Source organism: Paenibacillus sp. BC26 (genome assembly GCF_900116125.1).
Taxonomy (GTDB): Bacteria; Bacillota; Bacilli; order Paenibacillales; family Paenibacillaceae; genus Paenibacillus_Z; species Paenibacillus_Z lignilyticus.
In genome coordinates this window covers 967,520-985,412 of the sequence record NZ_FPAD01000002.1, presented here as the reverse complement: position 1 = coordinate 985,412, position 17,893 = coordinate 967,520, and the positions used below count along the sequence as shown (strand labels likewise).

At 51.3% G+C, this 17,893-nt stretch carries 13 protein-coding genes; all 13 read left to right on the top strand.

The window, feature by feature from the left end:
- Positions 1-33 precede the first annotated feature (33 nt).
- The 13 genes from BM412_RS20460 (at position 34) to BM412_RS20400 (ending at position 17,881) form a co-directional block, all read left to right on the top strand.
- The gene (locus tag BM412_RS20460; protein WP_177245962.1) at positions 34-1,815 is read left to right on the top strand and encodes a sensor histidine kinase; all 1,782 of its coding nucleotides are present in this window, start codon (positions 34-36) and stop codon (positions 1,813-1,815) included.
- A 68-nt stretch (positions 1,816-1,883) separates the two neighbouring features.
- On the top strand, positions 1,884-3,296 hold the full coding sequence (locus tag BM412_RS20455) for an ABC transporter substrate-binding protein (protein ID WP_091222475.1): 1,413 nt from the start codon (positions 1,884-1,886) through the stop codon (positions 3,294-3,296).
- A gap of 182 nt (positions 3,297-3,478) precedes the next feature.
- Entirely contained in the window at positions 3,479-4,882 is a 1,404-nt protein-coding gene (locus BM412_RS20450) for an ABC transporter substrate-binding protein (protein ID WP_091222472.1), read from the top strand.
- 75 nt (positions 4,883-4,957) lie between these two features.
- Positions 4,958-7,930 carry an extracellular solute-binding protein gene (locus tag BM412_RS20445; RefSeq protein WP_091222469.1) on the top strand — a complete coding sequence of 991 codons (2,973 nt, stop codon included), beginning with the start codon at positions 4,958-4,960 and terminating at the stop codon, positions 7,928-7,930.
- Between the two features lie 28 nt (positions 7,931-7,958).
- Entirely contained in the window at positions 7,959-8,909 is a 951-nt protein-coding gene (locus BM412_RS20440; protein WP_091222466.1) for a carbohydrate ABC transporter permease, read from the top strand.
- Positions 8,910-8,923: 14 nt separating this feature from the next.
- Positions 8,924-9,787 (top strand): carbohydrate ABC transporter permease, encoded by an 864-nt coding sequence (locus BM412_RS20435; RefSeq protein ID WP_210657255.1) that lies wholly within the window; start codon positions 8,924-8,926, stop codon positions 9,785-9,787.
- A 12-nt stretch (positions 9,788-9,799) separates the two neighbouring features.
- Entirely contained in the window at positions 9,800-11,227 is a 1,428-nt protein-coding gene (locus BM412_RS20430; protein ID WP_091222464.1) for an SMP-30/gluconolactonase/LRE family protein, read from the top strand.
- Positions 11,224-11,868, top strand: coding sequence for a Yip1 family protein (locus tag BM412_RS20425; protein ID WP_177245960.1), 645 nt, complete (start codon positions 11,224-11,226; stop codon positions 11,866-11,868). Before BM412_RS20430 ends, BM412_RS20425 begins: the two co-directional genes overlap by 4 nt.
- A gap of 9 nt (positions 11,869-11,877) precedes the next feature.
- A complete protein-coding gene (locus BM412_RS20420; RefSeq protein ID WP_143111666.1) occupies positions 11,878-14,118 on the top strand; it encodes a DUF5696 domain-containing protein in 2,241 nt (746 codons plus the stop codon).
- A gap of 2 nt (positions 14,119-14,120) precedes the next feature.
- Positions 14,121-14,990: a carbohydrate ABC transporter permease gene (locus BM412_RS20415; protein ID WP_091222456.1), complete on the top strand. Its 870-nt coding sequence runs from the start codon at positions 14,121-14,123 to the stop codon at positions 14,988-14,990.
- Between the two features lie 19 nt (positions 14,991-15,009).
- A complete protein-coding gene (locus BM412_RS20410; protein ID WP_091222453.1) occupies positions 15,010-15,999 on the top strand; it encodes a carbohydrate ABC transporter permease in 990 nt (329 codons plus the stop codon).
- Between the two features lie 20 nt (positions 16,000-16,019).
- The gene (locus tag BM412_RS20405; protein WP_091222450.1) at positions 16,020-17,015 is read left to right on the top strand and encodes a Gfo/Idh/MocA family protein; all 996 of its coding nucleotides are present in this window, start codon (positions 16,020-16,022) and stop codon (positions 17,013-17,015) included.
- Positions 17,012-17,881 carry a sugar phosphate isomerase/epimerase family protein gene (locus BM412_RS20400; protein WP_091222447.1) on the top strand — a complete coding sequence of 290 codons (870 nt, stop codon included), beginning with the start codon at positions 17,012-17,014 and terminating at the stop codon, positions 17,879-17,881. The genes BM412_RS20405 and BM412_RS20400 overlap by 4 nt, the downstream gene beginning before the upstream one ends.
- The last annotated feature ends 12 nt before the right edge of the window (positions 17,882-17,893 follow it).

The following is a 17,893-nucleotide window of genomic DNA, read 5'->3' as shown; positions in this document are numbered from 1 at the left end:
AGGGATTTCATCATACGGCCACTCATTGGAAAGTTGAAGCTCCCTACCGTGGGGGTGAAAGTGTTTGTCTTATTCGTAGCCAGCGTGCTGATTATCATTACCGTGATGGGTTATCTCTTCTATGATAAATCCGCGGAGCTGATGGAGAACAAAATCGGTGGAATGGCGCTTCAGAACGTGCAGCAGATGAGCAAACGGATCGATAATCTCATGGAAGGATACGAGGATCGTTCCCTTCAGGTCGTTGGCAACGAGGAAATTCAGAAACAGCTGATCGGAAAGTTCCCGAATGAGACCGAGCAGATCCGGAATAACGATGCGAATACGGCTTTTCTATCGAATCTGGTGAATTCAAGAAACGACGTCAATGATATCTATTTACTGGGCGAGAAGGGCTTCTCCTATCATTATTCGCCTAAGACTTCTTTTCCCGCTTATAATGCTTTCTCGAATACCTTTATGGAGGAAGACTGGTATAAGCAAATTCGGGAGGCTGACGGCGAGGTCGTCTATTTTGGCATCCGTCCTTCGCTCATTAGAAGCGGGGACACGAATCCGGTATTCAGCTTCGGCCGAGCGGAGAAAACCTTTACTACCCGCGGTGAAATTATCGGCGTGCTCGTCTATGAAATCGATCCAACGGAGATCATCGAGATTCTGTCGGAAATCGATTACAACGGATCGGGCATGAATGTCATTGTTGATGCAGAAGGGGAGATCATCGGAGATAAGGATGGGAACCGCCTCTCGAGTATGCTTGGTGTTCCGCTGGGGGATGAGAATCAAGGTATAATCAGCACGCCCATGGACGGGGAGCAGATGCTGGTTGTTTACAATCGCTTGGAGACGAGTAATTGGACCCTTGTCGGCATGCTGCTCGGCGCTGATTTAATGAAGGAAGCAGGCAGTTTGCGGTGGTACATCCTTTCCCTTGGACTGGCGTTCGCCTGCATCGGCATCTTGCTCGCAATCTTCATTGCTTCAACGGTCCATCGGCCGCTCCAGAAGATGATACGTGCCATGCGCAGAGCCGAAAACGGCGATTTCGACGCTCGCATCGAAGACAAGCGCGAGGATGAATTTGGCTATCTGTTCACTCATTTTAACCGAATGGTCGCACGCATCAAGGAATTGATTAATGAGCTCTACGTGCAGAAGCTGCTGGAGCAGGGGCTTCAACTGAAGATGCTGGGTTCACAGATTAATGCTCATTTTCTATACAATACCCTGGATTCGATTCATTGGATTGCCCGCATTCACAAGGTGGACGACATTAGTACGATGATATTCGGCTTGTCCAAGTATTTGCGGGTCAGCTTGAATGAAGGCAGGGATGAGGTTTCCGTCAGCGAGGTCGTACAGCTGCTGGACAGCTATATCATGATCCAGAAGATTCGCTATCAGGACAAGTTTTCGCTTCATTTGCATGTAGACGATTCGCTTGAGAAGTATACGGTGTTGAAATATATATTCCAACCGCTTGTGGAGAACGCGATCTATCATGGGCTAGAGAAGAAGTCAGGTAAAGGCCGGCTTGATGTCGCTTTTATCCATGAAGACGACTGCCTGAAGTTTAAGGTCACGGATGATGGCGCGGGAATTGCGGCAGACAAGCTTACCGATCTGCAGCTGATTCTGGGCGGCAAGGGGTCCGAAGAATACAATAATTTCGCTCTGCGGAACATTAATTCGCAGATTCATATCGCTTACGGCGCTCAATATGGAATCGAGATCCAAAGCAAGTTTGGCGTTGGCACCGAAGTCATGATGACGATCCCGCTCACCAAGAGAAATCAAAACAAACATGCCGGCTGAACGTTCGAAGCAATAAGGCAGTGGAAGTAACTGATTTCGCGAGAATGGAAGAGAGGATGTAGGTCACGATGAAAATGTTTTTAAGCCATAAGAAGCTTGTTTCGTTCATGCTTGTCCTCATGATCATCGTCATCATGTTATCGAGTACCCTGTTTATCAAAGGGACCCGATTAAGTTCGGAAGCTATCTCGGGGCTGACGGATTCGCAGCGCGATTCCCAAAGCAACGTAAAGCATGGCAGCGCCCCCGTAACGATAAGCTTCTGGTTCCCTTGGGGAGGGGGATTTCAACAGGAATTTCACGATACGGTCGTCGTTCCGTTTGAGAAGGCGAACCCGGATATCAAGGTCAAAATGAGGTTCGTCGAGAATTCGGATAATTCGCAGGCATCCGATAAACTGTTAACGGCAATTGCGGGAGGCAGAGCACCGGATGTCGCCATGATCGACCGTTTCCTGGTCAGCCAATGGGCAGCGATGGGCGCGTTGGAGGATTTGTCGAGCGATGTGATTCGCGATGACATGGCCGGCATCTATTATCGGAACATATGGCCGGAAACGCAATATAACAATAAAACGTTTGCCCTGCCATGGAACGTGGACAGCCGGGCGATGCTTTACAATAAAACGCTGATGGAAGAAGCCGGCCTGGATCCCAATAAGCCGCCGACGACGATTGCTGAGCTAGATGCCATGGCGGAGAAAATGTTCATCCAAAATAAAAAGGGCAATTACGAGCAAGTGGGTTTTGTCCCTTGGATGGCACAAGGTTTCTTATATGCGCATGGCTGGAATTTCGGCGGTCAATGGGAGAAGAACGGAGAGTTGACACCGAGCGATCCCGAGAACATCAAAGCCTTGGAGTGGATGCAGGGTTATGCCAAGAAGTACGACGCGAAGAAGCTGGCAAGCTTCTCGGATGCGATCAGGCAGTCCGGCGCAAATCCATTCACATCCGGCAAGGTCGGCTTCATATATGAAGGCAATTGGCTGCTTAACGATATGGATGACGTGAATTTCGAATGGGGCATTGCGCCGATGCCTACCGAAAGAGGCGACCAAGCGGTGACTTGGGCGGGGGGTTGGTCGTTCGCCATGCCCAAAGGCGCGAAGCACAAAGAACAAGCTTGGCGGTTTATCAAATATGCGGCGGGGAAAGAAGGAGGGTTTCTGTGGGCAGGCCGCGGCCAAACCTATGATCTGAGCAGCATTCCGGATGTGAACAAGCAGCTGGGCTTGGACAAGAAGAAAAACCTGGAGGTATTCGTCAATCTGCTTGAGCATGCTTATATTCGTCCGGTATCGCCGATAGGCGGTTACATGTGGGAAGAGCTGTACCTGGTGCAGAAGCTGGCTGTCAATTTGCAGGGGGAGCCGAAAGCGCTGCTGTCTGAATTGAAGCGAAGACTTGATGCTCACCTGATTGAAGTGAAGTCCGAGGAACGCAGCAAGACGGAGCATCCGGAGCCTAACACGTTATAAACCATAGAGCGGAGAGTCTATCGAACGAGATAGACTCTCTTTTTTTACTTAAAAAACCAAATGAAGTCAAAATAGTACACCAAATGCAAAAGCAGTCTCGTTACGACAGGAAATAAAAGCGTTTACACTGAGAACGTGTAGCGAATATCCAGTAAAACGAGTTAATAGGAGGAGACAAGCGTATGGAGGCTCTAGCTTTGAAACCGGGCATGATTAAGTTTTTCATTGCTGCACTTTCGGTAAGTTTGGTATTGACAGGCTGCGGGGGAACGAATGGAGAGAATGGAACGGACACCACGAACACGACCGAGGCGAACAACGCATCGACAACAACAAGTCCTGACAATACGGAAAGCCCGGACAATACGGCAAGCCAAGACAGCGGTGAGAAAGTAACACTCGATTTCTGGGGCTGGGGCGGCAAGTTCCAGACGGATTACACCAAGATCGTACTCAGCGAATTTGAGAAGCAGCATCCGAATATCAAAGTGAAATACATTGCCGAGCAAGGAATCGAGAAATTAACGACATTGATCGCCGGAGGCACGCCGCCGGATGTAGCGCTTCTTGATCGTTTCATGGCCGGGGCATGGGCAGCTAAAGGCTCGCTGGAGAGCTTGAATCCCTACCTTGAGATCGATGGCGATGTAAGCGCGGACGATTATTATCCAAGCGTCTGGGCTGAAGGGAATTACAAAGGCGAGTTATATGCGATGCCGTTCGGTACCGATAACCGCGCGATGTATTACAACAAAACATTGATGAAAGAAGCAGGCCTTGATCCGGAGAAGCCGCCGACTACCATCAGCGAGCTTGATGCGGCAGCAGAGAAGATCTTTAAGAAAACGAGCAGCGGATACGAGCAAGTCGGCTTTATTCCATGGATGAATCAAGGCTTCCTATATACGCAAGGCTGGAACTTCGGCGGAGAATGGGCAAAGGGCGAGGAGTTAACGCCAAACGATCCGCAGATCGTGAAAGCACTGGAGTGGATGGCCGGTTATGCGAAGAAGTATGACATGGCTAAAATCAACAAGTTCAATGACGTAATGGGCAAAACGGGAATCAACCCGTTCTGGACGGGCAAAGTCGGATTCGTGTTCGACGGCAACTGGATCCTGAACGATTTGACCAGTAACGCCAAGGTGAAACCTACCTTTGAGTGGGGAGTCGCACCTATGCCTTCCGAAGATGGATATGCGCAAACCACTTGGGCAGGCGGCTGGTCGTGGGTCATGCCTAAGGGAGCCAAACATCCGAAAGAATCATGGGAGCTGCTTAAATTCATCGCCGGTTACGACGGTACGCTGCTCTGGGGGAAACGCGCAGATGCAGGCAACGATATAACGGCGATGCCGAAAGTGAACGAGGAGCTCAAGATTACGGAAAAAGAAAAATTGAAGGTATTCGTCGGTCTGATGGAAATCGCGCATACCCGTCCGGTTACCCCTGCAGGCCAGAAATTGTGGGATGAGACATTCAAGGCTTCGGATGCGGCGTTAAACGGGAAAGGCGAACCGAAGAAGCTGCTGGATGAAGCGAAGAAGAATGTGGACAACGAACTCAAGAAACTAACAGCCAAATAAATGCATAGGAACGAAGGGGGCAGGAACCGGTGCTGCCCCTTCCTACTGAACTGAATGACAAAGAGGTGAGCATTGTTGAAATGGCATTGGAATGATGCACGGAGATGGAAGAAAGTCATGCTGTTATGGATCACCTTTCTTGTTCTTTCGGTCACCTTTGGCGATACGATGCAATCTTATGCCAGCGAGCGGTTACGGGATCGCAATCAGAACCAAGGCGTTCCGCAAGCGGATTTAACGGATATGTCCGTCGATGATATCTTGCAGGAAACCTATGGCAAAACGTTGGATGTGTATAAGGAGAAAGGCTATAAGCCGGCCGAATCATTCGAGGTCAGCCTGAAAGCCGATCACTATTCGGCGTTCGGCGGCAGCAAGCCGAGTAATCAAGCGGTCGAGGGAAATTCCTCCGCCCTGGTCTGGGAGAAGGATACGGAGTGGCTGGAGTGGACCATTGAGGTTCCGGAGGATGGACTTTATAACCTCGCAGCTAGTTATTATCCGCTAGTCGGGAAGAGATTGCCGATCCAGCGCGAGCTGCTCATTGACGGGCAAAGTCCTTTCCGCGAGGCGCAGCGAATCTATTTTACCCGCAACTGGATGGATCAAGGCAATCCGCTTCAGAACAATCAAGGGGATGACGTTCGGCCGAAACAAATCGAGAAGCCGATATGGATGGAAACCGCGATTACGGATGGAAACGGTCTGTACTCGGAGCCCTTTCAATTCTACTTCGGGGCAGGCAAGCATGTTATTCGCATGAATTATTTGGTTGAAGCTATGGCACTGGACGAAATACGAGTGAAGTCGCCGGAGCAATTGCCGGGTTATCACGAAGTCGAGCAGGCTTACGAAACACAAGGCTTAGAGCCGGTCCAGCAAGTAAACGTGAAAGTGCAAGCGGAGAACAATCCGATGAAATCCGATCCGACGATTCGCAGAGAATCCAACGGGGATCCGTTAATGGAACCGGCCGGAAACGGTACGAAGCTGCTGAATGCATTCGGCGACTGGCGCTGGAGAAAAGGCGGACAGAAGGCTTCTTGGACGTTCTCGGTCCCGAAGGATGGATTATATAAGATCGGCATGAAATTTGGACAATGGTGGGGCGATGGATTACCGTCTTATCGCCAAATTCTTATAGATGGGAAGGTTCCGTTTCAAGAGCTGGCGGAGTATCCGTTCTCTTACTCCCGAAACTGGCGAATCGAGACTCTTCATAAAGACAATGAAGACGGAGAAGCGCAGCCCATGCTCATGCATCTCAAGGCAGGCGAGCATACCATCACGATGGTTGCGGTTGTCGGACCCTATCAGTCGATTGTCGAGAACTTAACGGCGGATACGCAGAAGCTATCCGATCTTTACAGGCGCATCATCATGGTCACCGGACCGACGCCGGATCCCAATTTCGAATATGAGCTGGGGAAGAAGATTCCCAAGCTTGTTGAGGATTTGAAGACGATTGCCGATGATCTGCTCGTCCAGATGGATGCACTGAATGCCATATCGGAGAAAGAACCGAGCACGGTAAACAGTCTTCGCATGATGAATCATACGTTCGAGAAAATGATCAACAATCCCGATTCGATTCCAAGGCAAATTTCGGAGCTCAGCAACAGTCAGACCAATTTAAGCACGCTGCTGATGGGCTTGCAGAATGTGCCGCTCGTTCTGGACTACCTGCTGGTCAGTTCGCCGGATACGAAATATCCGAAGGTGAAATCGAATTTCCTGCAAAAGTCCGTCAGCACGCTTAAGAATTTCATCGCCTCCTTTACGAAGGACTACACCGGTGTCGGCAACGTCTACGACAAGGATCAGCCGGCACAAGAAACAGGCACGGTTATCGAGGTATGGGTTTCGCGAGGTAAAGAGTGGGCGGAAATTATGAAAGAAATGGCGGAGGAAGAATTTACGCCGAAGACCGGGATACACATTAACGTGAATACGCTCCCGGCCGGTCAGCTTAACTCAGGATCCGTCAATACGCTGCTGCTTGCGGCCAGCTCCGGCAAAGCGCCGGATGTCGCAACCGGCGTCGATTCGCATTTACCCGTTGAATTTGCGATCAGGGACGCTGCCGTGGACTTATCCCAGTTTCCGGATTACGAGGAAGTCAGCAAACGGTTTCTGCCGGGCTCGCTGATTCCGTTCCGCTATAACGGCGGGAATTACGCGCTGCCGGAAACGCAGGACTTCAACGTATTGGTTTATCGCAAGGATATCTTGAAGGAGCTTGGCGTGAACGTCCCGCAAACCTGGGATGAGACGTATGCCATGCTGCCCATCCTGCAGCAGAACGGGATGCAGATGTATTACCCGATTTCATCGCTCGGCTTCATGCCGTTCCTCTATCAGAACGGCGGCGAATTCTATCAAGCAAACGGAGCGAAGTCGGCGCTCGATTCTCCTGAAGCGTTCCAAGCCTTTACGGAATGGACGGAGCTGTACACCAATTATAAATTTCCGGTTGCCGCGAACTTCTTCAACCGGTTCCGTACCGGGGAAATGCCGATTGGGATTGCCGACTACCTGACCTATGTCCTGCTGTCTACGGCAGCGCCTGAGCTAATCGGCCGCTGGGGCGTGGCGCCATCGCCGGGGCACGTGAATCAAGAAGGCAAGATTGACCGTACGAGCGGCGGGGTTGCGCAATCGGTAGCCATCTTCAAGCAATCCAAGCATCAGAAGGAAGCATGGGAGTTTCTGAAGTGGTGGACGAGCAAGGACAGCCAGGTGCAATTCGCGCAAGAGCTGGAAGCGCTGCTGGGCGTTGAAGCCCGCTGGAACACGGCGAATATGGAGGCGTTCTCGCAGCTGCCTTGGCCGGAGGATGACTTGAAGGCCTTGACGGAGCAATTGAAGTATTACAAGGAACAGCCGTATGTGCTCGGCGGATACTTTACGCCGCGGAACATCGACAACGCTTGGAACCGCGTCGTTCTGGGCGGCATGAATATAAGAGAGTCGCTGGAGCAGGGCGTTAAGGATATCAACAAAGAGCTTAGGGCCAAGCAAAAAGAGTTCGGATTCACGCCGGACTAGCGGTGAAGGCTCGAGAAGGAGGAGCGGTATGCAAAGCAGTGTGGAAGTGAATCGTCCGCTTCAGCTGAAAGCACAGAAGGTAAGCCGATTCAAATTAACCTCGGCAGGCAGGAAGGCCGCGCTGGGTTACTTATTTCTAAGCCCATTCCTCATTCTGTTCATCGTCTTTACGGTGATTCCCGTCGTTCAATCGGTCTATCTGAGCTTCACCTATTACAACATGCTGCAGCCGGCGAAGTGGGTCGGGCTCTCGAATTACAGCGTCTTGTTCCTGGAAGACGATATTTTCATCAAATCATTGAAGAATACGTTTATATTCGCGGTCATTGCAGGTCCGCTGAGCTACTGTCTCTCCTTTCTGCTCGCCTGGGTCATCAACACGCTGCGCGCCAAAATGATCTTCTCGCTCGCCTTCTACGTGCCGTCGATCACGAGCGGAATCGCGTTATCGATCGTGTGGCTCTATATTTTCTCGGGCGACCGTTACGGATTACTGAACAACTGGATGCTCAGCTGGGGCATGATCAGCGAACCGATCCTGTGGACGACCGACCCGGATACGATCATGCCGGTGATCATCATCGTTTCCTTATGGATGAGCATGGGGACCGGATTCCTGGTCTTCCTTGCGGGCTTGCAGAATGTTTCGCCCGAGCTCTACGAAGCGGGATCCATTGACGGCATTTCCAGCCGCTTTCAAGAGCTGTGGTTTATTACGCTGCCTTTGATGAAACCGCAGCTGCTGTTCGGCGCGGTCAATTCCATCGTAGCCGCCTTCGGCGTATTCGACATCGCCGTGGCGATCGCGGGCATGCCAAGCCCGAACTACGCGGGACATACCATTATCTCGCATCTCTTTGATTATGCGTTCATTCGGTTCGAGCTCGGATACGCGTCTTCCATTGCGGTATTCCTGTTTTTCCTAACCTTCGGGTTAGGGCGAATCGTCATGAAGCTATTATCATCCAAGGATCAATAAGGGGGCCAAAGGACGTGACGGTAAACTATGCGAAATTTGCGGCCCGCTTTAATAGGGGACTGTTGTACCTGGTCATGATCGCACTGGTTGGCTTTACGGCCATGCCGATCATTTACATGGTTTCAACCGCCTTCAAGCCGCTTGATGAGCTGTTCCTGTATCCGCCGAGATTTTTCGTGCAGAAGCCGACGATGCGCAGCTTCTATGATCTGTTAACCGCGACAGACAGCTCGATCGTGCCCTTCTCTCGTTATATCTTCAACAGCGTATTCGTTTCGATTACCATCGTAGCGGCAAGCTTGTTCGTGTGCAGCTTGGGCGCCTATGTGCTGTCCAAATTCAAGCCTCCGGGAGCGGGCTTCATCTTCGCCGTTATCCTCTCGGCACTGATGTTCTCGCCGCAGGTGACGCAAATCCCGACCTACCTGATCGTATCTAACCTGGGTCTGGTCAACACGTACTGGGCCTTAATCCTGCCGAAGGTCGCGGTTGCTTTCAATATCTTCTTGATGAAGCAGTTCTTCGATCAAATCCCCGATGCGTTAATCGAAGCTGCGCATATCGACGGCGCATCGGAGTGGAAGATCTTCTGGCGCGTCATCATGGCGGTCAGCAAGCCGGCTTGGGCAACCTTGATCATCTTCACCTTCATCGGCAACTGGAATGATTATTTCTCCGCGCTTGTATTTACGACAAGCGAAACGATGAAGACGCTGCCGCTGGCGATCCAAACGCTTGCCGGGGGTCCGGGGGTTGTCGCGCGATCCGGCGCGCTTGCCGCAGGGACCTTCTTGATCACGCTTCCGCCTATCTTAATCTTCCTGCTGTTTCAGAAGCTTATCATGAACACGATGGTTCATTCCGGGATCAAATCTTAGGGGGCGGACACGATGATCAAACGTATATCAGCAAGCATAATCGGCTGCTGTCTGCTTATTCTGCTTGGAGCTTTGCCCGCCGCCAATGCACTGCCGCAAATGTCGTATACCCTTGATCCGATGTATGGCTATAAAATTCCGATTCCGCTCACCTATACGGTAGACAATGTCATTCTGGATGTAGGTGAGCCCGGCTTAAATAAACCAAGCGATTTGTTTATCGACGAGAAGGGGCAGCTGTATGTCGCGGATACGGATAACAATCGGATCGTGAAATTAAGCAGCGACGGGAAAGTGCTGGGCATATTCGGCAAGGAGCAAGGCGTCGAGCTTGACCAGCCGAGCGGCATATTCGTCGATAGCCTCGGCGATATGTTCGTAGCGGATACCGGCAGCGGCAAGGTGATCCATTTGTCGCCGGAAGGAAAGCTGGTCGAAGAATTCGTCAAGCCGGAGTCGTCCTTGCTAAGCGAGGATTTGGAATTCGCTCCGGATAAAGTCATTATGGATCGGCGCGGTTACTTATACGTGCTGAATAAGACCGACTACAGCGGCTTTATGATGATTGACGCCATGAACCGGTTTCGAGGCTATATCGGAGCCAACCGCGTTCCTTTCGATTGGAAGAAGCTCCTTATTCGACTACTGGCCACGCCTGAGCAGAGGGAGCAGCTGAACAATGCGGTTCCGCAGCAGAATTCCAATATGACGATGGACAGCAAGGGATTCATCTATGCGCCAACCGTGCTGAGCGATGGGGATCAAATCAAGAAGTTCAATGCCATGGGCGAGAACATCTACACCAAGAAGTTTTTCGGTGAATCGTCGATTGAAAGCGGAACGCTGGAGCGTCCTTATTTTGCCGATTTAGCCATCGATCAGTACGGCATTATCAATGCGCTGGATGCGATGTCGCGGAAGATCTATCAGTACGATCAAGAGGGCAACTTGCTGGCCGTATTCGGAGGACAAGGCGATGCGAAGAGCAGGTTTGAATATCCGTCCAGCATCGTCGTCGATAAAGCAGGCACGATCTACGTGCTTGACCGGGATCGGAACAACATCCAAATGTTCAAGCCGACGCGGTTTGCGGAGCTCGTCCATGAAGCCAGTCAGCTGCACTATAACGGACGTTACCAAGAAGCATTAGTCCCTTGGAAAGAAGTGCTGAAAATCGATGAGAACTACCCGTTAGCCCATCGCGGTGTGGCCAAGGCGTTGATGAAAGAAGAGAAGTGGAAAGAGGCCATGAAGGAATTTAAACTGGGCGAAGACCAGGATGGGTATTCAAAGGCATTCGCCGAGTACCGGCATGACTTCATGCGCCAATATCTCGGATGGATTATCATCGCCGCCGTTCTCATCGTCTATGTGATCTATCTGATTGTGAAATTCATGATTCGCATTACAAACACCGTCATAAGGAGGTATGGCTATTGAATGCAACAGCTGTGAAACAGTCCGGAATGCGTTCGCTGCGGCTCGGAGTAGCCATCCTCTTTCATCCGGTGGACGCCTATGAGGAGCTGCAGAAGAACAAGCATCTGATGTCGGCCTTTGTGCTCATTCTTCTCACCTTGTGTGTCCGAATCGTAACGATCTATATGACCAGCTTCCATATAACGTCCTTACAGCCCGAATACGCCGATTTGAACTTGGAAATCATCCGTTTCGTGGTGCCCTTGGTATCAGGGGTTATCGCTTGTTATCTGATTACGGCGATTATGGACGGCGAAGCGTATTTCAGCCAAATCTTAACGGCGATGTCCTACGCCCTCATTCCGTACATCGTATTTGCGATTCCGCTCGCTGCGATTTCGTTAGTGCTATCAAGAGGGGAGCTGGGTCTCTATAACAGCATTAATCTCCTCATTTGGTTATGGGTCGCGCTGCTCATCTTCATCCAGCTGAAGGTGCTGAATGATTATTCCTTTAAGAAATCGGTTGGCGTTCTCCTGCTGTCGATATTTGCTTTCATTACCTTCTGGGGAACGGTTGGTCTCGTCTTCTCCCTGACGAATCATGTCCTGCAATTCGTACGTGAAGTCTCCATTGAAATCCGATACTTATGGGAGAATTAAGGGGGTACCATGATTACGAGAATAGCCAATCGAAGAATGTACTATACAGCATTTGTCGCTGTCATTGTGGTGCTTCTGGTCATCCTTGCCCTGCCCTCGCTTAAGAGCGCCATAGCTCGCGCGCAGCTGGAAATGAAGCCGAAGAATGAAGTCGTGGAGGCTGCGTCCGATACGCCTGCCGGCGATGCGGCGCCGCAGTCACCGACGGAGTTCGAGAAGGTTGCGGAAACCGACCGGCTTGAGCTGCAGTTCCGTTCATCCGATTCCGCGATTGTGGTAAAGGACAAGAGTAACGGCTACTTATGGCAATCGGCTGTTCCGCTTCAGGATGCAGCAACGGAAGGCAATGATCTATGGACCGCAAGCAGTCAGTCCATCTTCCACATGACGTTTACGGATCCGAATTTGCCGGCGATTGAAACGCAGGAGACGAACTCGGTTATCGAACAGCCGAAGATTAAAGCGACAGAGCTCGATAACGGAATATCCGTCCACTACGAGCTGCCAAGGCTTCAGATCAGTTTCGATATGATCTTCGAATTGAAAGGGAATGCGCTCGAGGTCACCGTTCCCGGCCAATCCGTTCAAGAAGCCAAGAACAATTGGCTGATGGCGATTTCGCCGCTTCCGTTCTTCGGAGCCGCCATGGATCATGAGCAAGGCTATGCGATTTATCCGGATGGTCCCGGCGCGCTGTCGACCTTTAAGTCCAACCATCCGAATTATTTGAATCCCTATCGCGCGAGCGTATATGGTTCGGATACGATCTCATTCAACAACTATCAACGGCAGCAGAATGCGCTGCTCCCTATATTCGGCTTGAAGGTGAACGAGAATGCGTTCCTCGGCATGATCACGAAGGGCGAGTACGATGCGAACATTCTTTATTCGCCAAGCGGGTACTTGATCAATATGAACCGCGTATCCTCGGAGCTGGTCTATAGGCGCGAATATGAAGCGGTTAAGAAGGATGGCAACTTAACCAAGAAGCCGGAGAAGGAGCTGCTGCGGGAGGATCATACCATCCGCTATGTGTTCTTCAGCGGCAATGAAGCAGATTACAGCCATATGGCTTCAGCCTATCGGCAATATCTAATCGATGAGAAAGGGATCGCTCCGCGCATCAAGAAGGGAGAACCGATTCCGTTCGGACTGGATTTGCTTATGGGCATCAAGGAAGGCCAAATTCTGTTCGATCATTTCATCCCTACGACGACCTTTGAAGAAGGGCAGCAAATCATGGAGGATTTGACGAAGCGGGGGGTCAAGAACATCTCCGCCAATCTGTTGGGCTGGACGAATGAAGGGTACTTGGAGTATCCGTCCGACTACAAACCATCTTCGAAGTTAGGCGGAAAAAGCGGATTGAAGCAATTAAGCGAATATACGAAGGCGAATAACTACCAACTGTTTCTGCAGGACAATTACATCATGGCCTGGAAGGGCGTCGACGGCTTCTCCACGCGCAGCGATGTCGTTGTCGGAGCCAATCATTTTGCGGTCACGGATCGGTATAGCGAGCTCTTCTACTTGAACGCGGGCAAGCAAAATGAACGCTTTCAAGACAAGGTGCTTGATCCTCTCGGCAAACTGGCGGTTACCGGCATTAATTTCGACGGCATCGGGTACACGGACTACTACGACTACAATAAGGCTTACCCGTTGACTCGAGAGGGAACGGCTTCCAAGTGGCTGGAGATGATGGGCAAATCGGTCGATCAGTTTGGCGCGGCAGCCGCAATCGGGGGCAACGGATATACGATCCCGACATCGTCCCGTTTGTTCAGCATTCCAATGGAAGACAGCGGCTATTTCTTCACCGATGAAACGATTCCCTTCTATCAAATGGTCGTGCATGGGCTGATCCCTTATTCGGGCGATGCGCAGAACTTATTTTATGATCCTAGGCTGCAGTTCCTAAAGATGGTGGAATACGGCTACATGCCTTACTACCAATTCACGAAGAAACATTCCGAGGATCTGAAGGACACGTACTACAGCGATTTGTTCAGCTCAGCCTATCACAACTGGGTCGATCAAGCGGTCGATCAGTATAACGAGATGAGCGAGAAGCTTCAGCCGGTATGGTCGCAGACGATGAAAGAGCATCGCAAGCTGGAGAAGGACGTGTATGAGGTCGTTTACGAGGATGGCAGCCGATTAATCGTCAATTATTCGCCGCGAGAGGTCAAGATTGACGGTCATCTTGTGCCGGATAAAAACTTTATCGTCGTACCTAAGGGGGGATAAGCATGAGCGAGCGGAGGATGAGTTTAGAGAAGAAGAAGATGCTGGCTGGCTATGTTTATATCGCCCCATGGGCAATCGGCTTCGCATTGTTTATGTGTTATCCCTTGGTCTATTCCCTTTGGCTTAGCTTTCATGAGGTTGTCGGCGTTGGAAACTTCGAGCTGGAATCGGTGGGCTGGGACAATTTCAATCGGGCTTTCGTGCTCGATACGCAGTTTATTCCGCTGTTTATCTCGGTCATTCAAGATGCGGTCATCAATACGCCGCTGGTTCTCGTGTTCTCCTTGTTTATCGCGATCTTGTTGAATCATAACATTAGAGGCCGCGCGTTCTTCCGAGCGGCATTCTTCCTGCCCGTATTGATCGGTTCCGGTCTGGCGATGCAGCAGCTGCTGTACGCCGGGGTAGGCAAAGATACGCTGGTCAACGGCATCGGCGTTCCGGATGAAGTGTTTCTCTATATGGGACCTACTTTTTCTCAAATCGTCTTTGATATGTTAAGCCGGCTGACCGTGATTTTCTGGAAGACGGGCGTGCAAATTCTGCTATTCTTAGCCGGTCTTCAAGGCATATCCATATCCCTGTACGAATCGGCAAGATGCGATGGCGCAACCGAATGGGAGATGTTCTGGAAGATCACCCTGCCGCTGATGACGCCGATTATTCTGCTTAATTTGGTTTATACCTGCGTCGATTCCTTCACGGATATTAACAACAGGATGATGGTTTATATCAAAGATACGGCCTTCACCGATATCCAGATGGGATATGCATCCGGAATGGGCTGGATCTACTTTATGTTTATTTTCGCGCTGCTCATTCTCGTATTCGTTTCTACCAAGCGCTTTGTAGTGTACACAGGGGAAAAATAATACAGGAGGTGATTGCAGCGTGAAGTCGATTCCCATTCCGAAGTCCAAGCAGCGTGTTGCTGCCGTTACGCAAACCGAGGCAGGCAGCAAAGTCAAGGCGATCCGAAACCACAGCTTGGTAAGCCGAATCGGGAGCAAGAGCCGCTGGATCTCGCTCATCTATCGTACCTTCGTCTATGTCATTCTTATCGATTTGGCCTTCGTGTTCCTCTATCCGTTTATCTACATGGTGACGACGGCGCTCAAGCATCCGGTGGATCTGATGGATTTTACGATCAAGTGGATTCCGACGAGCCTGGCCTGGGAGAATTTCTATTACGGAATGAAGGGCCTGCAATTTATGACGCACTTCAATAATTCCGCTCTCATCGCCGTCTTGAGCGTGGTCGGCCAGGTGTTGTCTTGTTCCTTTGTCGCCTATGGCTTTGCCCGGATTAAGTTTCCCGGCCGCGAGGTGCTGTTCTTCCTGTGCATGTTCACCATGATTATACCGCCGCAAACGATCATTGTTCCTCTGTTCATGCAGTACAAAACAATGGGATGGCTGGACAGCGTGCTGCCTCTCATTGTCCCGTCCTTCTTCGCGGGCGGGCTGCGCGGGGCGCTGTTCATCTTTATCTTCCGCCAGCTGTTCCGCGGGCTTCCATGGGAGCTCGAGGATGCGGCCCGAGTGGATGGATGCGGCAGCTTCAAGGTGTATTGGAAGATTATATTGCCGCTTACGCCGCCTGCAATCGTCGTAACGATGCTGTTGTCGCTCGTATGGCATTGGAATGATTTCTTCGAGCCATCGATCTTCCTTACCTCGGAAGAGAAATTCACTTTGCCGATGATGCTGCCTCGTCTCTATCAATCGCTGGATACGTTAACGGGCAGCAGCTTCGAAGTATTCAGTTTACCTGTCGTAATGGCCGCTACGTTCATGGCTCTGTTGCCGATGCTTCTGGTTTATTTCTTCCTTCAACGCTATTTCATTCAAGGTGTGGAGCGTTCCGGTTTGGTTGAGTAAAATTATTGGGAGGTATGGACATGACGAAAGTACGCATTGGTTTCATTGGAACAGGTGGCATTGCAGGGTGGCATGCAAGGCAGCTGCTGGAGCTGCCGGAGGCGGAGATTAAGGCAGTAGCCGATACCAGCAGCAAGAATCGGGACAATTTCATTACGAAAAACAGCTTGATCGATGTGCAGCAATTCTCGGATTATCGAGACATGCTGGAGCAGGCGGACATTGACGCCGTTATTATTTGTTCCCCGCATACGCTGCATTTCGCCCAGGCGCAGGATGTGCTCCGCAAGGGGCTGCATGTGCTGATCGAGAAGCCGATGACCTGCTCGTCCGAGGAGGCGGAGCAGCTGATTCGTGTAGCGGAGCAGTCGGGCAAAATCATGCAAGTCTCTTACCAGCGGCACTTTCAGCCGGAATTCTTATATATTCGCGATGCTATCGCGAGCGGCGAGATCGGTAAGCTAACCTCGATCACGGCATCGCTCTATCAGCAATGGAGACAAGGAACGCCGGGCTCTTGGCGGGCGGATCCGGCATTATCCGGCGGCGGCTTCCTTATGGACTCGGGCAGTCACATTATCGATGTGCTGCTGTGGACGTCCGGCCTTACGCCGATTGAAGTGAAGCCGCAGCTGCACATGCATGGCGCCACGGTGGAGATCGACACGTTCACGTCGATTCGTTTCGCTGAAGGAGCCGTTGCCGGCTTGAACTTGGTCGGTTACTCCCCATGCTGGCATGAAACCTTCGTATTCTGCGGCGAGCAAGGCGGAATCTTCTACGACAATGGCAAGATCACGCTTCGTCGCCTCGGGCAGGATCCGATCGTGCCGGAGCTGCCGGAGCAGACGACCAACCAAGACAAGAGCTTCATCGATGCCATTCTTGGAAGGCATGAAGTGCTTGTGCCGGGCGAGTTTGCCTTGAAGGTCGTGAAGCTGTCGGAGATGATCTATCAAGCTGCCGGCTACGAGCCTCAGGCAGACGCGGAAGCGAAAGGGGAACAATCGGCATGACGATCCAATTGGGAATGCGCATTCCGCCTAAGATTGGGGCGGAAGGAATCGCGAAGACGGCCGCGTGGGCGGCAAGCATTGGGCTTGATGTATTGGATGTTTCCAATCTGACTCCCGAAGTGAAGGCCTCTTGCGAGGAAGCTCGTATTGGCATCGGATCGATTGATGCCCATCATACGTCGCGACTGTTAAGCCGCGACGCAGGTCGCCGCGAGGAAGCGCTGGAAGCGGCGAAGAAGCAATTGAGCTCGATTGCTTCGCTGGGCGGCAGCGTGCTGTTTATGTGTCTTGTGCCGGAGGATCATACGCTCCCGCGGAACGAAGGTTTTGCGATCTGGAAGGAAACCTTTCCGGAGCTCGTGCGTCATGCGGAGCAGACGGGGATCTATATTGCGATTGAAGGATGGCCCGGACCTGCGCCGTATTATCCGACGCTTGGCTGTACGCCGGAGATGTGGAGAGCGATGTTCGAGGCGATTCCCTCCAAGCATTTCGGGCTGAACTACGACCCTTCCCATCTTGTGCGCTTGGGCATTGATTATCTTCGCGCGTTGGACGAATTCGGAGAACGAATCAATCACTGCCATGGCAAGGATACGGAAATTCTCCGGGAGGAGCTGTACGAGAGCGGCGTAATTACGCCGACCTTCGGTGCGAAATACGGATTCTCCGAAGGGTCTTGGCGTTATACGATTCCTGGACATGGGGAAGTCGATTGGGGGAAAGTAGCCGTTCGCCTTGATCGACTCGGCTATGCCGGGGCTGTAAGCATTGAGCTGGAGGATCACCGTTTCTGGGGCTCTATCGAGGCCGAGAGACAAGGGGTTAAGAAGGCAACCGAACATTTGGCGAAGTATTTTAAATAACAAGAAGAGGCA